Annotated in this window: 16 protein-coding genes; 12 read left to right on the top strand and 4 right to left on the bottom strand. The window is 65.5% G+C overall.

What is annotated here, in order from left to right; translation table 11 throughout:
- Positions 1-1,118: 1,118 nt before the first annotated feature.
- The 11 genes from CX676_RS11965 to CX676_RS11920 all read left to right on the top strand — a co-directional run bounded on the left by CX676_RS11965 (position 1,119) and on the right by CX676_RS11920 (position 13,777).
- Positions 1,119-3,824, top strand: a complete 2,706-nt coding sequence (locus CX676_RS11965) for a xanthine dehydrogenase family protein molybdopterin-binding subunit (protein WP_157935916.1) — start codon at positions 1,119-1,121, stop codon at positions 3,822-3,824.
- On the top strand, positions 3,821-4,342 hold the full coding sequence (locus tag CX676_RS11960; RefSeq protein ID WP_101752822.1) for a (2Fe-2S)-binding protein: 522 nt from the start codon (positions 3,821-3,823) through the stop codon (positions 4,340-4,342). The genes CX676_RS11965 and CX676_RS11960 overlap by 4 nt, the downstream gene beginning before the upstream one ends.
- Positions 4,339-5,277 carry a hypothetical protein gene (locus CX676_RS22560; protein WP_157935915.1) on the top strand — a complete coding sequence of 313 codons (939 nt, stop codon included), beginning with the start codon at positions 4,339-4,341 and terminating at the stop codon, positions 5,275-5,277. Before CX676_RS11960 ends, CX676_RS22560 begins: the two co-directional genes overlap by 4 nt.
- Entirely contained in the window at positions 5,274-5,945 is a 672-nt protein-coding gene (locus CX676_RS11955; RefSeq protein WP_157935914.1) for a Crp/Fnr family transcriptional regulator, read from the top strand. Before CX676_RS22560 ends, CX676_RS11955 begins: the two co-directional genes overlap by 4 nt.
- Positions 5,946-6,027: 82 nt before the next feature.
- Positions 6,028-6,924, top strand: coding sequence for a LysR family transcriptional regulator (locus tag CX676_RS11950; protein WP_101752820.1), 897 nt, complete (start codon positions 6,028-6,030; stop codon positions 6,922-6,924).
- Between the two features lie 86 nt (positions 6,925-7,010).
- Entirely contained in the window at positions 7,011-7,487 is a 477-nt protein-coding gene (locus CX676_RS11945) for a formate dehydrogenase subunit gamma (RefSeq protein ID WP_101752819.1), read from the top strand.
- Positions 7,484-9,001 carry a formate dehydrogenase beta subunit gene (locus CX676_RS11940; protein WP_101752818.1) on the top strand — a complete coding sequence of 506 codons (1,518 nt, stop codon included), beginning with the start codon at positions 7,484-7,486 and terminating at the stop codon, positions 8,999-9,001. The genes CX676_RS11945 and CX676_RS11940 overlap by 4 nt, the downstream gene beginning before the upstream one ends.
- A complete protein-coding gene (gene fdhF, locus CX676_RS11935) occupies positions 8,998-11,931 on the top strand; it encodes a formate dehydrogenase subunit alpha (RefSeq protein ID WP_101752817.1) in 2,934 nt (977 codons plus the stop codon). Before CX676_RS11940 ends, fdhF begins: the two co-directional genes overlap by 4 nt.
- 2 nt (positions 11,932-11,933) lie before the next feature.
- Positions 11,934-12,755 (top strand): formate dehydrogenase accessory sulfurtransferase FdhD, encoded by an 822-nt coding sequence (gene fdhD, locus CX676_RS11930; protein WP_232816653.1) that lies wholly within the window; start codon positions 11,934-11,936, stop codon positions 12,753-12,755.
- 13 nt (positions 12,756-12,768) lie between these two features.
- Positions 12,769-12,963, top strand: coding sequence for a formate dehydrogenase subunit delta (locus CX676_RS11925; protein WP_332872929.1), 195 nt, complete (start codon positions 12,769-12,771; stop codon positions 12,961-12,963).
- 172 nt (positions 12,964-13,135) lie between these two features.
- Positions 13,136-13,777: a hydrolase gene (locus CX676_RS11920; protein ID WP_101752814.1), complete on the top strand. Its 642-nt coding sequence runs from the start codon at positions 13,136-13,138 to the stop codon at positions 13,775-13,777.
- 41 nt (positions 13,778-13,818) lie between these two features.
- On the opposite strand, the gene CX676_RS11915 is transcribed toward CX676_RS11920, so the two are convergent.
- From CX676_RS11915 to CX676_RS11905, 3 genes are all read right to left on the bottom strand, one after another.
- Positions 13,819-14,262, bottom strand: a complete 444-nt coding sequence (locus tag CX676_RS11915) for a hypothetical protein (RefSeq protein ID WP_157935913.1) — start codon at positions 14,260-14,262, stop codon at positions 13,819-13,821.
- 30 nt (positions 14,263-14,292) lie between these two features.
- Complete coding sequence (locus tag CX676_RS11910; protein WP_101752812.1) at positions 14,293-15,393, bottom strand: MFS transporter; 1,101 nt, start codon at positions 15,391-15,393, stop codon at positions 14,293-14,295.
- A 68-nt stretch (positions 15,394-15,461) separates the two neighbouring features.
- Positions 15,462-16,613, bottom strand: a complete 1,152-nt coding sequence (locus CX676_RS11905; RefSeq protein WP_157935912.1) for an HlyD family secretion protein — start codon at positions 16,611-16,613, stop codon at positions 15,462-15,464.
- A gap of 185 nt (positions 16,614-16,798) precedes the next feature.
- On the opposite strand from CX676_RS11905, the gene CX676_RS11900 reads away from it, so the two are divergent.
- Positions 16,799-17,695, top strand: a complete 897-nt coding sequence (locus CX676_RS11900; protein ID WP_232816437.1) for a LysR family transcriptional regulator — start codon at positions 16,799-16,801, stop codon at positions 17,693-17,695.
- A 37-nt stretch (positions 17,696-17,732) separates the two neighbouring features.
- On the opposite strand, the gene carB is transcribed toward CX676_RS11900, so the two are convergent.
- Positions 17,733-21,071, bottom strand: coding sequence for a carbamoyl-phosphate synthase large subunit (gene carB, locus CX676_RS11895; RefSeq protein WP_101752809.1), 3,339 nt, complete (start codon positions 21,069-21,071; stop codon positions 17,733-17,735).
- Positions 21,072-21,125 lie beyond the last annotated feature (54 nt).

Here is a 21,125-nt window from a genome sequence, read left to right as displayed (position 1 = left end):
CCGGGTGCGGGAACAATCTGTGCCTGCAAGATGAGTCAGATGATCGTTTCGACTACTTCAAGGTTAATATTCTTGACGCAAGTGTCGTGCAGGCGACATTCGCTCTGCGTGTATCGGCTAGGTTGTGGGTGTAGCTAGTGCCGGTTCGGAAGCATCGTGACGGTTTCGCGTTCTCACCTCGCTTCCGTTTTTGTTCAAGGTGTTGTTGCCATTGTCGTTCGCCCACCAGCAGATGTTCCCTCAGACATCTTCCTTCGCGTTCCTTGGCGGGGACGTGAAGGCCGACAATGATGACGCTCGGACCTGGTCGGGATCGACTTAACTGGGGTTGACCGACCAGGTCCAAAAATTCCCCCGCACCCGACGGTGCTGCGGCAGTGCAGCCCCGTTGTCAGCCGGGATGTGGTGGTTTTTCCGCCCAGTCTCTTCGAGGGTACTTCCGGCTGGCTTGGCAGCACCGGGCGGGCCATCGACAGAGTAGGCGGGTTCTCGGAAGCGGCTTCCCCTGCTGCCGCTTGTCTGCTGCGCGGTCCTGTCTTGCCCGAGTCCCCCCGGGCCAGACAGACCGCTGATTTCGCCCGACATCGGCAGGAACCCTTCTGGTGGTGTCGGGTGAAAGGCGTTCTGACCGGATGACTTCGGGCCGGGATGGCCGGAGCCTCCGTCAAGTCCGCAACCCACCTGCGCCATCTCTGGCGCGGGTCGCTGGCGTTTGCGCCTCTGCGATGCGAGCACATTGGAACCGCTCCCGATCCGCGACGAAACGCCGCGAGCGCTGGCGAGGGGCAGGAAAAGCCCTACGCTGGCCTCGCCTTCTCCGCTCCCGGTTGTGATTTTGTCCGATTATTTTACTTGCGGCTGTTAATCTTTTTGTCTTTGATGGCAGGTGAACTACCTGTTTCAATTCGAGTATCGGACGATTTATCGGTCCCGCCCGCTTCGCTGCCAAAGACGGGAGCCTACAGATGTCCGCGTCTCGGACCAAGCCGGGTTTGGCCGGTGCCATAACGGCTGACGACCGGTTGAGCCGGCGCAGTTTCATCGCATCCGCCAGCGGACTGATCGCCGTTTCTGTACTGGGCCTTCCCCGGGCAGTGTCCGCGCATTCCTCGCAGCCGATGACATTCCCCCCGGACGCGCTGGGAAAGCCGGGCATCGCCACACAGCGCATCGACGGCCTCGCCAAGGTGCGCGGCGACAAGATCTTCGCGCGTGACTATGCCGCGCGGGACATGCCGGGCTGGCCCGCCACCCAATGGCACGCCCTCTATCTCTATGCGCTGTCTACCGATCATGCCTTTCTGGGGCTGGACCTGTCATCGCTGAGCAAGGCCGCACAACCCCGGCGCATCGTCTATGGCGATGACATGTCAAAGTCGCTGCGCTCGCCCAAACTGGTCCGCCGCCGCGATCTGGCGATCGACGAGAAGCTGCAGCAGGCCCGGCAGACCGGAAAGCAACTGCAAGGCTTCGACAGGCCGACCGGGCAGGAGTTTGACCTGATCGTGCAGCCGGGCGCGACCCCGAACTATCTCGGCCAGGCGGTCGCGCTTTTGCTTTTCGACAGCGCTGTCGCCTGTCGCGCGGCGCAGCGCGAGATGCGCTTTCGCGATACCGACTTTCAGGTCTATGCGACGGATGTCAGCCGGTCCGAGAATATGGGAGAGATTTTCCCGCCGCAGACGACCTATGTGAAATACGATCTGAACGGCCAGCAGTTCAGCTATGCCAGCGCCGATCCCGCGAGTTACCTGGCCGAGGTGCCGGGCTGGCAGGGCAGGATCGCCGCCGAGATCGCGGCCCATCCCGATTACATCACCCAGTCCATCGCCTGCGACATGCAGGCCACCGATCCGATGTTCCTCGAACCGGAAGCCGGGCTGGTCTGGTACGATGCCGAGACGGCGGCACTGAACATCGTCCTTGGCACCCAATCGCCCGATGGCGATGTCCGCGACCTTGCCGGGATGTTCGGCTCGGCGGATTCCCCGGTGAAGGTCGAGGCGATCAACCTGACCCCCTGTCCCCCCGGTGGCGGCTTCGGCGGGCGCGACAGTTCGCCCTTCAAGCTGATGCTGGCGCTGGCGGCACCCTTTGCCGAGGGTCATCCCGTCCGTCTGGCGCTGGACCGGTTTGAGCAGTTCCGTACCGGGTTGAAGCGCCACGGCACAACCGTCAAGGGCGCGCTGACCGCAGGCCCGGACATGTCGCTAAAGCTGGTCGAGATGAATTTCGCCTTCGACGGCGGCGGACGCAAGAACCTCAGCCCCTATTGCGCGGCGCTGGCGGCGCTCTGCGCCGGCGGCGCCTACCAACTGCCGATGGCGAACATTTTTGCCGAGGCGCGACACAGCCAGAACATCTCGGGCGGGTCGCAGCGGGGCTTTGGCGGGCCACAGGCCTATTTCGCCATCGAGACCGCGCTGGATGATCTGGCAGCAGGGCAGGGCTGGGATCCTGTCGCGCTGCGCCGCGCCAATCTGGCGACAGAAACCAGCACCACGGTCGCCGGCGGGCCGATCGCGCAGGAACTGCGGTTAGCCGAGATGCTGGACATTGCCGAGGCGCATCCACTGTGGCGCGATCGTGCCGCGATCAAGGCCGAGTTCGCCGCACGGGGCATCAGCTATGGCACCGGCCTTGCCCTCTCGCTGCAGGCCTATGGCACCTCGGGCGATGGCATGGTCGCGGCGGTCAGGATGGCACCAGATGGCAGTTTCAGCGTGCAGTCCGATGCGGTCGACATGGGCAATGGTTCGGCTACCACGCTGTCCGTGGCCATCGGCGAGCATCTGGGTGCGAATGCCAGCAGCATCGAGATGGCGGATTATGACCTCTTCGGCCAGACCGGGCTGACGACGGATGATCCGGCAAAGCAGCGTTGGGCCAATCCGAACTGGACGGCGAAAAGCACCGGCTCGTCCTCGGCCTGCCTGACCGGGCTGCATCAGGTCCATACGGTGAAGGAAACGGCGCGCGCCTTGTTCGAGGGCAGCATCCTGCCCGCAGCCCGGCGGCTGTGGCAGTTGCCCGACCTGGTGTCGAGCGAAGTGGCATGGGTGGACGGATTTCTGGTCGATATCCGGGGATTCATGCCGCCCGTGAGCCATCGGCAGTTGGCGCAGGAAATCCACGCCAGCCTTCGCTCCGACGAGCCGCTGCCGACCGGTGCACTGGGCCATGCTTATTTCCAGTCTAGCTGGGCCGAGGCCGATTTCGCCACCGCGGGTGGGACGCTGCGCCTGCGCCTCGACGGTCTCGCCACTTACAGCGCGCAGGACCAAGCGCCGACGCCGATCCCTCGCCAGAACACCGTCGGACCCGATGCCCTGACCACGCGCTATTCCCGCTATGTCTGGGCGCCCTGCCTGAATGTCGTCGGGTTGACGGTCGACCGTGCGAATGGCCGCGTCGAGGTGCAGAACGTGCTGAGCGTCCTGAACGCGGGGCGGATCCATGTGCCGGAACTGGTCTCGGGCCAGTCGCAGGGCGGGATCGCCATGGCCATTGGCTATGCGCTGATGGAGGACATGCCGGAGGGCATGGAGGGGCCGGCCAACGGGCTCTGGAACCTGAACCGCTATCACCTGCCGCGCATGGCCGATCTGCCTCTGGCCACCAGCTATGCGCCCGGCGTTCGGGCGCAGGAGCTGGTGATCCTCAAGGAAACCCCGGGCGATGGCCGGGCAGGGCGCGGCATTGCCGAGGCCGTCATGTGCTCGGTCGCGCCGGCGATTTCGAACGCGCTCTTTGACGCGGTGGGGCGGCGCTATGCCTCGCTGCCGATCACGTCGCAGAAGATCTTGCAGGGGTTGGCGTCATGAGCCTGCGTTTCACCGTCAACGGCCAGCCGCAGGAGGTCGCCGACGAACGCGGCACGGATCGGCTGATCGATTTCCTGCATGACGACCTGAACCTGACCGGCACCAAGTTCGGTTGCGGCATCGGTGTCTGCCGGGCCTGCACCGTGGTCATGGCCAAGGCACCGAACCCTGGCGGCACGCCTGTCGTCAGTTGCTCGACCCCGCTGTCGCTGCTGGCGGGCGCCGAGATCACCACCATCGAAGGCGTCACGTCGAAAGAAGGCCTGCTGCCGATCCAGCAGGCCTTTCTCAGCCATTTCTCGTTCCAGTGCGGCTATTGCGCCCCCGGCTTCGTCATGGCGGCCCAGCTTTTCCTCGAAGGGCTGGCGGCCCGGCCTGTGCCGCCGGACCAACTGGACGCGGCGATCGCCCGTGCCATTGGCGACCATATCTGTCGCTGCTCGGGCTATGTGCGCTATGCGCAGGCGCTGAAAGAGGTTGCGCTGTCGGTTCTGGCGGAAGGGAGCGACGCGACATGATCCGGGCGCTGCTTTTCGCAACGGCGACGCTGCTGGCAGCAGGGACCGGCGTCTCGGCCCAGACCAGCCATCAGGCCTATGCCGCGCAATGCCGGGAAGCCATCGGCGATCTGCCCGATTTCTCCTGCGCCGATGGCGTGCCGGTGCCGGTCACGCAGGACGGACAGCCGGTCACCGATCCGGTGCCGGGCATGACCTGCGACCGACCCTCGCTTCTGGACAACGGACTGGGCTCCGATGGCCAATGCGTGCCGCATTCCCGCATCCTGAACCTTTCGACCGAGCGGATGATGGTCTCGGTCATGTGCCGCCAGAAGGTCATTCGCGCGGCGGACAGTCTGGACTTCGACGAGATCGACGTGATCGCCCACAACCCCGCGACCGGGGCGACCTGCTGGTTCCAGGCCTCGGGGCGTGACGGGCAACCGGTGTCGGGCCGGGCGGTGCGCTCGCCCGTGGCGGAACAGGATAACGGATTCTGGACCGCGCCGGAGGACGTGGCCACGGATGGCTGCGGCACCTGCCACGACAACGACCCCTTCATGTATTCGCCCTTCGTCGGGCAGGTCATCTCGGAACTGCCGGCTGCGCCCTTCGGCCCCTATTTCCATGTCGGCCCGGAATTCGGCTTTGACGCATGGCCGACCCGGACCTTTGATCTCGCGGACAACACCTGCCTCTCGTGCCACCGCATCGGCACCGACCAGACCTGCGGCGCGCTGACCCGGGTAATGACCGGCCAGACTGTCCCGACCGGGGCGGATGCGCTGGCCCGCAGCTATGCCTTTACCCACGCCATGCCACCGGATTTCAATCAGGATATAGAAACTTGGACGACAATCTACGGCCCTGCCATCGACCAGATCCGCTCTTGCTGCCTCGATCCCGATCAGGCCGCCTGCCGACCGACCTTGCTGCCACGGGCCGATCGGTGAGGAACAGCACGGCCTTTCCCAATCTCCTGCGGGCGAACATCCTGGCGAACCTGCCCGACGAGACCAGAACCAGTTTCATCGACCAGTGCCTCGTCCGCAGCCACAGCTCGCCAGTCGAGATCCTGACGCAAGGCGTGCCCGCGGCGGGGCTGTTTCTCGTCGCCCACGGACGGGTTGAGGTCAGCCATTGCGATGAGGACGGAAACAGCTCTCTGATCTATATCGCCGGGGCCGGTGAGGTTCTGGGCGAGGTCGAGGCGCTGACCGACAATCCCTGCGCGGCAAGCTGCACCACGCTTCCGAACACCACGCTTCTGTTCTGCCCGACCGCCCAGATCATCGAGCGCATCGGCTCGGTCCAGTTCTTCCGCAACATTCTGTCGACCATGTATGAACGGCTGATGCGCGACAACCGGCTGCTGATCATCAACCAGTTCTATACGCTGGATCAGCGGCTTTGCATCTACCTGGGTCAGCTGAGCAGTCCGAAGCGGCCGGATGTGGAAATCAGTCAGGCGCAGCTGGCCGGGATGATCGGCTGCTCGCGTCAGGCGATCAATCGCAAGCTGGCGAAGCTGCAGGACGAGGGCCTGATCGGGCTTGGCAAGGGAAAGATCCGCGTGCTGGACCGCGAAGGGCTGGAGCGGATGGGTGACGTGGTACGCTAGGGCGCGCGGTGTCATCTCGCGTGTTGCATCGGCCCGTGCCTTCGCCACAGCATGACCGGGGAAGCCGCGCCGGAGGATTCGCGTGATCGACAAGCTGGAAATGTTCCTCGCCGTCGCCAAGGAAGGCCATTTCGGCCGCGCGGCGCAAAGCCTCGGGATCACCCAGCCCTCGCTGTCCGCCGGGATCAAGCAGCTTGAGGGGCAGCTGGGCGTTCTGTTGATCCTGCGCGGCTCGCGCTATGGCGGGCTGACGCCCGAGGGCGAGACGGCGCTGCTTTGGGCCAAGCGCATCGTCGGCGATGCCCGGCAGTTGCGCGAGGAAATGCGGGTCGCGCGGCATGGTCTGGCCGGCCGTTTGCGCATCGCCGTGATCCCGACCGCGCTGCCCTGGGCCGCCCGCATCTCGGCGCATTTCCGCAAGGCGCATCCCCATGTGGAATTCACCTTCCTGTCGCGGACCTCGATCGAGATCCTGCAGATGCTGGACGGGCTCGAGGTGGATGCCGGGATCTCCTACCTGGACAACGAACCCCTGGGAAAGGTGACGTCGGTCAGGCTCTACAACGAGCGTTACATGATCATCGCCCGCGAGGATCATCCCTTTGCGAAGGCCGATTCGCTGCCCTGGTCGGCGCTGGACGGGCAGCCCCTATGCCTCTTGACCGCCGACATGCAGAACCGCCGGATCATCAATCGCGCCTTTGCCGAGGCCGGGATCGTGCCCCGGGTGGCGGTCGAGGCGAACTCGACCATCGTCATGGTCTCGCAGGTCCTGGCCGAGAACGCGCTGACCATCCTGCCCGAGGGCATCGCCGCGTTCCTGACCGAGGGAAAACCCTTGAAACTGATCGCCTTGGAGGGCGCGACGCCCAATCACGCCGTTGGCCTGATCGCCCCCTGGCGCGACCCCGAACCGCCGGCGATCAAGGCGCTGCTGACCGAGACAAGGCGTCTGGTCAGGGCTTCGGACGATAGCTGATCCCTATCGATTAACGGATCATCGATATTGATTTGGCGTGCGACTAACGGCTTAGCTGCCCCATCCATTTCGATGAAAGGCCAGCTATGCTTGATCGAGCGCAAGCCCCATCCACCGAGGAGATCCGCGAGGTCGTGATGCCGCTCGCCGGGCTCGAGGGTCCGCTGCTGCCGATGCTGCACGCCTTGCAGGACACCTATGGCCTGATCCCCGAGGGCGCCGTGCCGGTGCTGGCCGATCTCCTGAACCTTGGCCGGGCAGAGGTGCATGGCGTCATCAGCTTCTACCACGATTTCCGCGATCACCCGACCGGGCGGCATGTGCTGAAGATCTGTCGGGCCGAGGCCTGCCAGTCGATGGGCGGCAATGCGCTGGCCGCCGCGACGCTGAAGAAGCTGGGGGTCGACTGGCATGGGACCACCGCCGATGGCGCGGTGACGGTCGAGCCGATCTATTGCCTTGGCCTCTGCGCCTGCGCACCGGCGGCGATGCTGGATGGCCGCGTGGTCGGGCGGCTGGACGAGGATCGGATGGGCAAGCTGCTGGCGGAGGTCCGGGCATGAAGATCTATGTTCCGATGGACAGCGCCGCCACGGCGCTTGGTGCCGACGAGGTGGCCGAGGTGCTGGCGCGCGAGATCGCGGCGCGGGGCATCGACGCCCAGATCATCCGCAACGGCACGCGCGGCATGATCTGGCTGGAGCCGCTGGTCGAGATCGACCGGGGCGATGGACGTATCGGCTATGGCCCGGTGACGCCCGCCGATGTGCCGGCGATCCTTGACGGTAGCGCGGAGAGCCTTGGACGGGTCGAAGAGATCCCCTTCTTCGCCAACCAGACCCGGCTGACCTTTGCCCGCTGCGGGGTGATCGATCCGCTGGACCTGGATGACTACGCGGCCCATGGCGGGCTGGCGGGTCTGACCCGTGCCATTGCCATGAGCTCGGCAGAAATCGTGCAGGAGGTTGCCGATAGCGGGCTTCGCGGGCGCGGCGGGGCGGGGTTCCCGACCGGCATCAAGTGGAAGACCGTCGCCGAGGCCGCAGCCGATCAGAAATACATCGTCTGCAATGCCGACGAGGGCGACAGTGGCACCTTTGCCGACCGGATGATCATGGAGGGCGATCCCTTCACGCTGATCGAGGGCATGGCCATCGCCGGTCTCGGCGTCGGCGCGACGCGCGGCTATGTCTATTTGCGCAGCGAATATCCCGATGCCATCCGGGTGATGCGCGCGGCGGTGAAGATCGCCCGCCAGCGCGGCATGCTGGGCGCGGATGTGCTGGGTTCGGGCCGGGCCTTCGACATGGAGATCCGGCAGGGCGCCGGGGCCTATGTCTGCGGCGAGGAAACCAGCCTGCTGAACAGCCTCGAGGGCAAGCGCGGCGTGGTCCGTGCCAAGCCGCCGCTGCCGGCGCTGGAAGGGTTTCTGGGCAAGCCCACGGTCGTCAACAACGTCATCAGCCTCGCCACCGTGCCGGTCATCTTCGAGAAGGGCGCGAAGCACTATGCCGATTTCGGCCTTGGCCGGTCGCGCGGCACGGTGACGCTGCAGATCGCCGGGAACGTCAAGCATGGCGGGCTCTATGAAACGGCCTTCGGCTTGACGCTTGGCGAGGTGGTGAATGGCATCGGCGGCGGCACGGCCACGGGCCGGCCGGTCAAGGCGGTGCAGGTCGGCGGGCCGCTGGGCGCCTATATGCCGGTCAGCAAGTTCGACACGCCGGTCGGATATGAGGAATTCGACAAGAACGGCGGGCTCATCGGCCATGCCGGGCTGGTGGTCTTTGACGACAGCGCCGACATGCTGCAGATGGCCCGCTTCGCCATGGAGTTCTGTGCCGTGGAAAGCTGCGGCAAATGCACCCCCTGCCGCATCGGCGCGGTGCGCGGGGTCGAGACCATCGACCGCATCGCCGCCGGCGATCCCGGTGCCGCCGACCTCTTGACCGACCTTTGCGAAACGATGAAGGACGGCTCGCTTTGCGCCTTGGGGGGCTTCACCCCCTTCCCGGTCATGTCGGCGCTGACGCAATTCCCCGATGACTTCGCCTGCCAGAAGGAAGCCGCCGAATGAAGGATTTCATCATCCCCCAATTCGCCCCCGGCGATGATCGCGACATGGGCACCCCCGCCCGCACCGGCGCGCCCGTCACCCTGCTGATCGACGGCTTCCCCGTCACCGTGGCCGAGGGCACATCGGTGATGCGCGCCGCCTTCGAGGCCGGGATCGAGGTTCCGAAGCTGTGCGCCAGCGACAACCTAGAAGCCTTCGGCTCCTGCAGGCTCTGCGTGGTCGAGATCGAGGGGCGGCGCGGGCTGCCGGCCTCCTGCACCACGCCTGTCAGCGAGGGCATGGTGGTCCATACCCAGTCCGAGAAGGTCCGCAAGATCCGCCGCGGGGTGATGGAGCTGTATATCAGCGATCATCCGCTGGACTGCCTGACCTGCTCGGCCAATGGCGATTGCGAGTTGCAGGACGCGGCGGGTCAGGTGGGTCTGCGCGATGTGCGCTATACGCCGGGCGAGAACCATTTCGACCCTTCGGGAACCGGCGCGCGTAGCCAGTCCGAGGCGCGTCTCAGGATGCCCACGGGCGAGGCCAATCCGCTGTTCACCCCCAAGGATAACAGCAACCCCTATTTCAGCTTCGATTCCTCGAAATGCATCGTCTGCTCGCGTTGCGTTCGGGCCTGCGAAGAGGTGCAGGGCACCTTTGCCCTGACCATCGAGGGAAGGGGCTTTGACAGTCGGGTCAAGGCCGGGGCGGTCGGGGATGATTTCCTCAGCTCGGATTGCGTCAGCTGCGGCGCTTGCGTGCAGGCTTGCCCGACCGCGACCCTGCAGGAGAAATCGGTCATCAGCATGGGCACGCCCACGCGCTCGATCATCACGACCTGCGCCTATTGCGGGGTCGGCTGCTCGTTCAAGGCAGAGCTGAACGGCGATCAGCTGGTGCGCATGGTGCCTTACAAGCACGGCAAGGCCAATCGCGGGCATAGCTGCGTCAAGGGCCGCTTTGCCTATGGCTATGCCGCGCACAAGGACCGCATCCTGAAGCCGATGATCCGCGAGACCATCGACCAGCCCTGGCGCGAGGTCAGCTGGGACGAGGCGCTGAGCTTTGCCGCCAACCGGATGAAGGGGTTGCAGGAACAATACGGGCGCCAGTCGATCGGCGTCATCACCTCGTCGCGCTGCACTAATGAAGAAACCTACCTGGTGCAGAAGCTGACCCGCGCGGTCTTCAAGAACAACAACACCGATACCTGCGCCCGCGTCTGCCATTCGCCCACCGGCTATGGCCTCGGCAAGACCTATGGCACCTCGGCCGGCACGCAGGATTTCGACAGCGTCGAAGAGACCGATGTGGTCGTCATCATCGGCGCAAACCCGACCGATGGTCACCCGGTCTTTGCCAGCCGGCTGAAGAAGCGGCTGCGCGCCGGGGCGAAACTGATCGTCATCGACCCGCGCCGCACCGATATCGTCCGCTCGGCCCATATCGAGGCGCAGTATCATCTGCCGCTGCGCCCCGGCACCAATGTCGCCGTGGTCTCGGCCATCGCCCATGTGATCGTGACCGAGGGCCTCTTCAACGAGGATTTCATCCGCACGCGCTGTGACTGGGAAGAGTTCCAGTTCTATGCCGAGTTCATCAGCGACCCGCGCCACAGCCCCGAAGCGACCCAGCTGCTGACCGGGGTGCCGGCCGCTGATCTGCGCGCCGCCGCGCGGCTCTATGCCACCGGCGGGAACGGCTCGATCTATTACGGCCTCGGCGTGACCGAGCACAGCCAGGGCTCGACCACGGTCATGGGCATCGCCAACCTTGCCATGCTGACCGGCAATATCGGCCGGCCCGGCGTGGGGGTGAACCCGCTGCGCGGCCAGAACAACGTGCAGGGCTCCTGCGACATGGGGTCCTTCCCGCACGAACTGCCGGGCTATCGCCATGTGAAGCTGCCCGATGTGCGGGCGATCTTCGAGAAGGCCTGGGGCGTCGAGATCGATCCCGAACCGGGCCTGCGCATCCCCAACATGCTGGACGCCGCCGTCGAGGGCCGGTTCAAGGGTCTCTACTGCCAGGGCGAAGACATCCTGCAATCGGACCCCGACACCCATCACGTCGCGGCGGGGCTTGCGGCCATGGACTGTGTCATCGTCCATGACCTGTTCCTGAACGAGACGGCGAATTACGCGCATGTCTTCCTGCCGGGTTCCTCTTTCCTTGAAAAGGACGGCACCTTCACCAATGCCGAGCGCCGGATCAACCGCGTGCGCAAGGTCATGGCACCGCTGAACGGTTACGAGGACTGGGAGGTGACACAGCTTCTGGCCAATGCCATGGGTGCGGACTGGCATTACACCCATCCGAGCCAGATCATGGACGAGATCGCGGCGACCACGCCCAGCTTTGCCGGGGTGAATTACGAGATGCTCGAGGAAAAGGGCTCGGTGCAATGGCCCTGCAACGAGGCGGTGCCCGATGGCACGCCGCTGATGCATGTCGATGGCTTCGTCTCGGGCAAGGGCCGGTTCATGGTCACCGAATATGTCGCCACCGATGAACGTACCGGCCCGCGCTTCCCGCTGTTGCTGACCACCGGGCGGATCCTGTCGCATTACAATGTCGGCGCGCAGACGCGGCGCACGGATAACGTGGCCTGGCATCCCGAGGATCTTCTGGAGATCCATCCCCATGATGCCGAGGTGCGCGGCGTGAAAGAGGGCGACTGGGTGCGGCTGGCCAGTCGGGCGGGCGAAACCACCCTGCGCGCCACCCTGACCGACCGGGTCAGCCCGGGCGTGGTCTATACCACCTTCCACCACCCGACGACGCAGGCCAATGTCATCACCACCGATTTCTCGGACTGGGCGACCAATTGCCCGGAATACAAGGTGACGGCAGTGCAGATCAGTCCGTCGAACGGGCCGTCCGAATGGCAGGAACGCTATAACGAGCAGGCCGAGCGCTCGCGCCGCATCCTGCCGGCGGCGGAATGACCATGATCCCCGCCGCCGCCACTACCTCGTTCGCCACGCATTTTCGCGCGGGCCGCCAGGCGCAGATGGTTCATGCCCTGCCCGAAGAGACCGCCATTTCGATGGTCTATGACGGCAGCGCCCATGCGGTGATGATGGCCAGCCCCGCCGATCTCGAGGATTTCGCCACCGGCTTCACCCTGACCGAAGGCATCATCGAGAGCGCCGACCAGATCAGCAAGATCGACCTTGTTGCCCATGACAAGGGTGTCGAGGTGCAGATGTGGCTGGAGGGTGATCGTGGGCTGCAACTGGCGGCGCGGCGCCGAACCATGGCCGGGCCGGTCGGCTGCGGGCTGTGCGGCATTGAGAGCCTCGATCAGGCGGTGCGCGAGCTGCCCGATTGTTCGGATGTCGGGGCGCAGTTCAGCGTCGACGAGGTGACGGCGGCGACCGCCGCGCTGCGTGACTGGCAGCCGCTGCATGACCGCACCCGCGCGGTGCACGCGGCGGGCTTCCTGCTGCCCGGTCAGGGGATCGTTCTGGCCCGCGAGGATGTCGGTCGCCACAACGCACTGGACAAGCTGATCGGCGCACTGGCCCGTCAGGGCATCGATGCGGGCGCTGGCGCGATCGTCCTGACCAGCCGGGTCTCCGTCGAGATGGTACAGAAGACCGCCATGGCGCGCTGCGGCACGCTGATCGCCGTTTCGGCCCCCACCGCCCATGCCCTGCGTCTTGCCGCCGGCGCGGGCCTTACCCTTGCCGCCTATGCCCGCGCCGAGGGCTTCGACCTGTTTTCCAACCCGCACCGCCTGTCGCACGAGGTCGCCGATGTCGCCTGAAAAGATGGTCATGATGGCCAACCAGATCGCCACCTTCTTCGACAGCCAGCCGGGCGATCCGGCCACCGCCATCGCCGGCCATCTCAGCGATTACTGGGACCCGCACATGCGGCGGCAATTGGCGGATTATGTCGGCGAGGGCGGTGACCGCTTGCTGCCGACCGTGCGCGAGGCAGTGGCACGGCTGGTCGAGACGGCACGGGCGTGACGCCGGGCCGGCCCCGGCAGGGTCAGGCCGAGACTTCAACAATCAACTGCAGGTGAAGGGCCAGCGGGCCGTATCGCCTTGGGTTGACCTTATCGGCTGGAGGTTTCAGGCTGACATTTGAGCGAAAATTGTTCGCTCTGGCCTGACATCCAGACCCGATAAGGAGCATTTCATGACCAGTGAACCGGTCCGCGATCCGAAAGCCGACGCGCTGCTGACGCCGCAGAACGCCACCTTTGTCATCATCGATTACCAGCCCGTCCAGGTGAATTCGATCGCCTCGATGGACCGACAGCTTTTGATCAACAACATCGTCGGTTGCGCGCGGGCGGCCGTGGTCTATGGTCTGCCGATCGTCCATTCGACGGTGAACGTGAAGACCGGCCTGAACAAGCCGCCGATCCCGCAGATCCGCAAGGCACTGGACGGCGTGCCGACCATCGATCGCACCACGATCAACTCGTGGGAGGATGTGGAATTCCGGAAGGCGGTAAAGGATGCAGGCCGCAAGAAGCTGATCATGACCGCGCTCTGGACCGAGGCCTGCCTGACCTTCCCGGCGTTGGATGCGCTCAGCGAGGGATACGAGGTCTATGTGCCGATCGATGCCGTCGGCGGCACCTCGTCTGCCGCGCATGAGGCCGGGCTGCGCCGGATCGAACAGGCGGGCGGCAAGATGATCAGCGTGCCGCAGCTGTTCTGCGAATTGCAGCGCGACTGGAACCGGGCCGAGACCGTGCCCGCCTTCATGGACCTGTTCATCCAGACCGGCGGCACGGCGGGCATCCAGTTCTCCTACGACCGCACCGAATAGATCGGCAATGGCCCGCCCCGGATCGGGGCGGGCCCTCTGGCTTAGAGGAACTTGCCCGGCAGTTTAGGCCGGTACATGAACAGCGTCAGCAGCGCGGTCAGCGCCAGCGCGATCCCCAGCAGCAGGAACATGTCGGCATAGGCCAGCACGAAGGCCTCGCGCTGAACCGTCCCGGCCAGCATCGCCGTCGCCTGATCTGCGGCCAGCGCCGGATCGATCGCCTGCGCCTCGAGTGTGGCGGCGGTGGCATCGATCCGCCCCTGCACCAGCGCCGAACCGCTTTCGACATGCTGCCCCAGCAGGGCCGAATGCAGCTGCTCCTGCTTGCGGGTGAAGGTTGCGACCAGCGCCAGACCGGCCGCCGAGGCGACCGTGCGGGTGATGTGGACCAGCGAGGCGATCCAGGGGATCTCGCGGATGGTGATCTCTTCGGTCATCAGCACCATCAGCGGCACGGCGATGAAGGGCGCCGCGAGCGACTGCACCAACAGCGCCGGCAGCAACTGCTCGCCCGCCTACAGATGCGTCAGGTCGGTCAGCATCAAGGTGCCGGCGGCGAAGACCAGAAGCCCAAAGGCCACCAGGTTGCGCGGATCGAGGCGATAGACCAGCCAGGCGACAAAGGGCGTCAGCACCAGCTGCGGCAGGGCCGAGACCCAGAACACCGTGCCACTTTCCAGCGCCCGGAACCCCTGAACGCGGATCAGGTATTGCGGGATCAGGTAGGCCGAGCTCATCAGCCCGATCCGCATGACGAACATCACGAGAAGGCTCAGCCCGATATTGTCGCGGGCCAGCAGCCGCGGGCTGACCACCGGGTCGCGGTGGCGCAGGGCATGGACCAGGTAGATGACCAGCAAGAAGGCAGCCGAGGCGAGCAGCCCGTTGATCAGCCCAGAACCCAGCCAGTCGAGCCGGTTGCCCTGATCCAGTGCCGTGACCAGCGCGGCCAGACCCAGCGACAGGGCCAGAAGGCCGAACCCGTCATGACGGCGGAAGCGCAGGAACTTGATCGGATCATTTGCCAGGCCATAGGCCCCGGCCAGCAGCGTCAGGCTGCCCGGAATGACGTTGATCCAGAACAGGTATTCCCAGCTGAAATGGACCATGATCCAGCCTTCGATACTTGCGGCCAGTGCCGGCGTCAGCGACGAGACCAGCGCATAGAAGGACAGCGCGTAAAGCCTCAGCGGCTGCGGCATGTGGCGCATGACCACGGCATAGGCCATCGGCATCAGGATCCCGGCGCTGAGGCCGCGAATGGCCTGAAAGGCGATCAGCACCTGAAGGTTCGGGCTGAAGGGCGCAAGGAACGAGGCCACGGTGAAGATCAGCGAACCGATCAGCACGCCACGCGCCGGCGACAGGATCGAGCGCAGCCAGACCGCCGAGGGGATCGCCGCGACCTCGGCCACGACATAGGCGGTGGTCAGCCAGCTGGCCTCGTCCATGCCGACGCCAAGGGCGCCGCGGATGTCGGCGAGCCCGATATCGGTCAGGCGGGAGTTCAGAAGCGAGGTCAAGGTGCCCAGAAGAACCGCGCCCACACCGATCAGGGCGCGCAGGTCAGGCAGCTTGACGGCAGGTGCCGCAGGGGCGGCTGTCGTGGTGGACATGACACAAACTCCATCCCTGGGCCGCCTGTCACCCGGACAGGCGGCGGCTTCGGGTCAGCGGGTCGGGTTCAGCGGATTTGGGCCAGCTTGGTCTCGTCTGCGGCGTCGCGGTCGGTATGCACCGTCGCCTCGACCGACATGCCGGGGCGCAACAGGCCCTCGAGCCCGGCCTCGTCATCCAGCGCGATGCGGACACTGACCCGCTGCGCGATCTTGGTGAAATTGCCGGTGGCATTGTCAGCCGGCAGCAGACTGAAGATCGAGCCGGTGGCGGGGGCCAGCCGTTCGACATGGCCGGTTAGGCTCTTGCCCGGGAAACTGTCGACCGAGACGCTGACCGCCTGGCCGGGCCGAAGCTTGGCCAGCTGGGTTTCCTTGAAATTCGCGGTCACATAGAGATCGGCCATCGGCACGACCGACACGAGTTGCGAACCGGCGCGGACATATTGCCCCGCGCGCACGCCGCTGGTGCCGACGATGCCATCGACCGGCGCGGTGATCCGGGTGCGGCCCAGTTCGATCTCGGCCACCTTCAGCGCGGCGGAGCGGCTGCCACGCTCGGCCTCGGCCTGTTCGGCCTCGCTGGCCAGCACGTTCAGCTGTTCGCGCTCGGCGGCGATGGCCGCCTGTTGCTCGATGATCGAGGCGGCGATGCGTTTCTGATCGGCGATGGCGGCCTCGACCTTCTGGCCGCTGGCCCAGCCCCCTTCCTTCAGCGTTGCCTGCCGCTGGTTCTCGCTGTCGATCCGCTCGCGGTCGGCCTCCAGCGCGGCCAGACCGGCCTCGGCCTGTTCGATCACCCGATGCTGCAACGCGATGCGGCTTTCGATATTGTGAATCGCCGCCTCGGCCGCGACGGCGCCTGCACGGGCCTGATCAACGCGCGCTTGGTATTCGGTCGGATCGATTTCCATCAGCAGCGTCCCGGCCCTGACCTCCTGGTAGTCGTCGACCAGAAGCCGGGTGATCCGGCCCTCGACCTCGGCGCTGACCGGGGTGGTATCGGCGCGCAGCGAGGCGTTGTTGGTGCTCTGGTTGGTCAGACCCGCGACCCAGCTGCCCCAGCCAAGCGGCACGACCACCGCAAGACCGATCCCGGCCACGATGACCGAGGCGCGGGCCAGCGTCAGCATGGCACGTTTGCGCGGCTTCTTTGCCGCCACAGGAATGGCGGTGGGGGCTTCGGGTTTGGGTACGATTTGGACGACCGGCTTATTCATCGGATCGGCTCCCTCGATCGGTTGTCTGGGATAGGGCGGCATCTCGACCGGCCCCGGTTGAGGCAGATATAGGGCTGGCCTTGACATGAGTGAAATGAATTGGTCGAATTTGAAGCATGAACGGCATTCATACAACTGACCTGAACCTCATCCGTGTCTTCGATGCCCTGATGGAAGAAAGGTCCGTGACCCGTGCTGGCGAGCGGCTGGGGCTCAGCCAGTCGGCGGTCAGCCATGCGCTGGCCAAGCTGCGCCTACTTCTGTCGGACGAGCTGTTCGTGCGCGGACCCGACGGGATGCATCCGACACCGCGGGCGATGGAGCTGGCCGATCCGCTGCGGTCGGCCCTGGCCCAGATTTCGACTGCTCTGTCTGCGCCGCGCTTTGACCCGGCCACATCGGACATGACCTTCGTCGTCGCCACCTCGGATTATTACATCGGCGCGTTGTTTCCCAAGGTCATGGCCCGCATCCGGCGCGAGGCGCCGCGCATCCGGCTGTGGCTCAGGATGTTCAACGACATCAACCTGGTCGAGGAACTGGATCGCGGCACGCTGCACCTGGTCGTGGGGGCTTTCGGCCGCATCCCCGGGCGCTTCCGCCGCGAGACGCTGGCCCCGGTCGAGATGGTCTGGATCATGCGCCGCGACCACCCCGCCGCCGGATCACCCCTGACGCTGGAAACACTCGGCCACTGGCCACATGTCGATATTCTGCTGTCGGGACGCGCGACACCCGAGGCGCCGGGGATGCAGGATCAGGAGGGGCTGGAGCGGTCCTTCGTGACCAGCAACCCCACGCATCTCGAGGCGCTGCTGCGCGAGGCCGGGTTGACCCGGCAGGTCGGCGCCACGGTGCCGCTGATCCTCGCCGTGCCGCCGCTGGTCGCTGCCAGTGACATGGTCGCCATGGTCCCGCGCGAGGTGGCCGAGACCCATCGCGACAGCTATGGACTTGCGATCTTCGACAGCCCCTATGCGCGCCCGCCGACGCAGATCGACATGCTGTCCCATAACAGCCATGGCGCGCATCCGGCCGTTCTCTGGCTGCGCCGGATCCTCGACGAGGTCGGGCGCGCCTGACGCCCAACCACGACCCGCCCCCCCGCGCCGGTCCGGCTCAGGCCTGCAGGCTGCGAACCCCGACCTCGCCCTCGCCGCGCGACTTGATCGCGGCCACGGCGGCGATGCTGCCTGCCGCCGTCGTGTAATAGGGGATCTTGTCATAAAGCGCGACGGCCCGGATCTCGCGCGAGTCCTGGATCGCCTGCGCGCCCTCGGTGGTGTTCAGTACCATCGCGATCTCGCCGTTCTTCAGCCGGTCGACGATGTTGGGACGGCCCTCATAGACCTTGTTCACGCGCTGGCTTTCCACCCCGTTGGCGGCAAGGAAATCGGCCGTGCCGCTGGTGGCGACAATGGTGAAGCCCATGGCGATCAGGTCGCGCGCGGCGGCGGCCAGTTCGGCGCTCTTGTCGGCATCCTTGATCGAGATGAAGACCAGACCCTCCTGCGGCAGGGTGGTGCCGGCGCCCAGCTGCGCCTTCAGGAAGGCGCGGGGGAAGTTGCGGTCCCAGCCCATGACCTCGCCGGTCGAGCGCATTTCCGGCCCCAGCAGCGTGTCGACACCGGGGAAGCGCGCGAAGGGCATCACCGCCTCCTTGACCGAGAACCACGGGGTTTTCGGATCGGCAAGGGTCAGCGGATCGGCGAAGGGCAGGTCATCTTCGGGACCGACCCCCTCGGGATAGGGCGGACGCGCGGGGAAGTTCGACATCGGCTCACCCGCCATCAGCCGGGCGGCGATGCTGGCAATGGCGCTGTCGGTGGCCTTGGCGACGAAGGGCACGGTGCGCGAGGCGCGCGGGTTCACCTCGAGCACGAAGATCTGCCCGTCCTTCAGCGCGAATTGCACGTTCATCAGCCCGACGACGCGCAGCGCGCGCGCCATGGCAACCGTCTGGCGCTTCAACTCCTCGACGGTCGCGGCATCCAGCGTATGCGGCGGCAGCGAGCAGGCCGAGTCGCCCGAATGGACGCCGGCTTCCTCGATATGCTCCATGATCCCGGCGACATGGACGGTTTCGCCATCGCTCAGCGCATCGACATCGACCTCGATCGCGCCCGAGAGATAGCTGTCGAGCAGCACCGGGTTCTTGCCCGAGACCTTCACCGCCTCGGTGATATAGCGGTTCAGATGGTCCATATCGCGCACGATCTCCATCGCGCGGCCGCCCAGCACATAGGAGGGGCGGATGACCAGCGGGAAGCCGATCCGCTCGGCGATCTCGATCGCCTCGGCCGGGCTGTGGGCGATGCCGTTGATCGGCTGTTTCAGGTTCAGGTCGTTCAGGAGCTTCTGGAACCGCTCGCGATCCTCGGCCAGATCGATGGCATCGGGGGTGGTGCCGAGGATCGGAATGCCCTCGGCCTCCAGCGCGTCGGCCAGTTTCAGCGGCGTCTGGCCGCCGAACTGCACGATCACGCCGTGTAGCGTGCCGTTCTCCTGTTCGACCCGCAGGATCTCCAGCACATGTTCCAGCGTCAGCGGCTCGAAATAGAGCCGGTCCGAGGTGTCATAATCGGTGCTGACCGTTTCCGGGTTGCAGTTGATCATGATCGTCTCATAGCCGGCTTTGGTCAGCGCAAAGCAGGCATGGCAGCAGCAATAGTCGAACTCGATCCCCTGGCCGATCCGGTTCGGGCCACCCCCAAGGATGACCACCTTTTTGGCATTGCTGGGCCGCGCCTCGTTTTCCACATCGCCCATCGCCGGGGCTTCATAGGTGGAATACATGTAGGGGGTCTGGGCCTCGAACTCGGCGGCGCAGGTGTCGATGCGCTTGAAGACCGGGCGGATCTCCAGCGCGGCGCGGGCACGGCGGATCTCGGCCTCGTCACGCCCGGTCAGGGTGGCCAGACGCGCATCGGTGAAGCCCATCATCTTCAGCGCGCGCAGCCCCTTGGCATCCGTCGGCAGACCATCCGCGCGGACGGTGTTCTCGGCATCGACGATCTCGCGGATGCGGCTGAGGAACCACGGATCGAAGCTGGTGACGCGCTGGATCTCGTCATCCGTCAGACCAAAGCGCATGGCCTCGGCGATGACCCGCAGCCGGTCGGGCGTCTGTTTCGACAGCGCGGCGATGACGGCAGGCTTGCCCTGGTCGGACGCGCCCTCGATGGCGATCTCGTCGAGCCCGGTCAGCCCGTTCTCCATCGAGGTCAGCGCCTTTTGCAGAGATTCGTGGAAGCTGCGGCCGATGGCCATGACCTCGCCCACCGATTTCATCGCCGTGGTCAGCTCGGGCTTCGAGCCGGGGAATTTCTCGAAGGCAAAGCGCGGGATCTTGGTCACGACATAATCGATCGACGGCTCGAACGAGGCCGGCGTGACCTTGGTGATGTCATTGTCCAGCTCGTCCAGCGTATAGCCGACGGCCAGTTTCGCGGCGATCTTGGCGATCGGGAAGCCCGTGGCCTTCGAGGCCAGTGCCGAGGAGCGGCTGACCCGCGGGTTCATCTCGATCACCACCATGCGGCCGTCCGCCGGGTTGATCGCCCATTGCACGTTCGAGCCACCGGTCTCGACCCCGATCTCGCGCAGCACCGCGATCGAGCCGTTGCGCATGATCTGGTATTCGCGGTCAGTCAGCGTCAGGGCCGGGGCGACGGTGATCGAATCGCCGGTATGCACGCCCATCGGATCGACGTTCTCGATGGCGCAGACGATGATGGCATTGTCGTTGCGATCCCGCACGACCTCCATCTCGAATTCCTTCCAGCCGAGCAGGCTTTCATCAACCAGCACCTGTGCGACCGGCGAGGCATCGAGGCCCGAACGCACGATGCGTTCGTAATCGTCGCGGTTATAGGCAACGCCGCCGCCGGTCCCGCCGAGGGTGAAGGCCGGACGGATGATCGCCGGCAGGCCGATCTCTTCCAGCGCCTCCATCGCCTGCGCAACACCGGCCGAGATGTCGTATTTGCCATTGGCGTGTTTCGGGGCCGAAACGATGGTGGCGCGCGGGTTTTCCAGACCGATCCGGTCCATCGCCTCGCGGAACAGCTTGCGGTCCTCGGCCATCTCGATGGCCGAGCGCTGCGCCCCGATCAGTTCGACGCCATAGCGGTTCAGCACCCCGGCATCGGCCAGCGCCAGGGCCGTGTTCAGCCCGGTCTGTCCGCCCATGGTCGGCAGCAGCGCGTCGGGGCGTTCCTTGGCGATGATCTTTTCGACGATCTCGGGCGTGATCGGCTCGATATAGGTGGCGTCGGCCATTTCCGGATCGGTCATGATCGTCGCCGGGTTCGAGTTCACCAGCACGACCCGATAACCTTCCTCGCGCAGGGCCTTGCAGGCCTGGGCGCCGGAATAGTCGAATTCACAGGCCTGACCGATAACGATGGGCCCGGCACCGATGATCAGAATGGATTTGATATCGGTTCTCTTCGGCATGGTGACCCCGGCTTGTCATGGATTGGCGCAAATCGTCCGGGGTTATAGCCATGC

The organism is Paracoccus zhejiangensis, from assembly GCF_002847445.1.
GTDB lineage: Bacteria > Pseudomonadota > Alphaproteobacteria > Rhodobacterales > Rhodobacteraceae > Paracoccus > Paracoccus zhejiangensis.
Note: the sequence above shows the minus strand (reverse complement) of the source record. Positions and strands in the feature narration are given on the sequence as shown.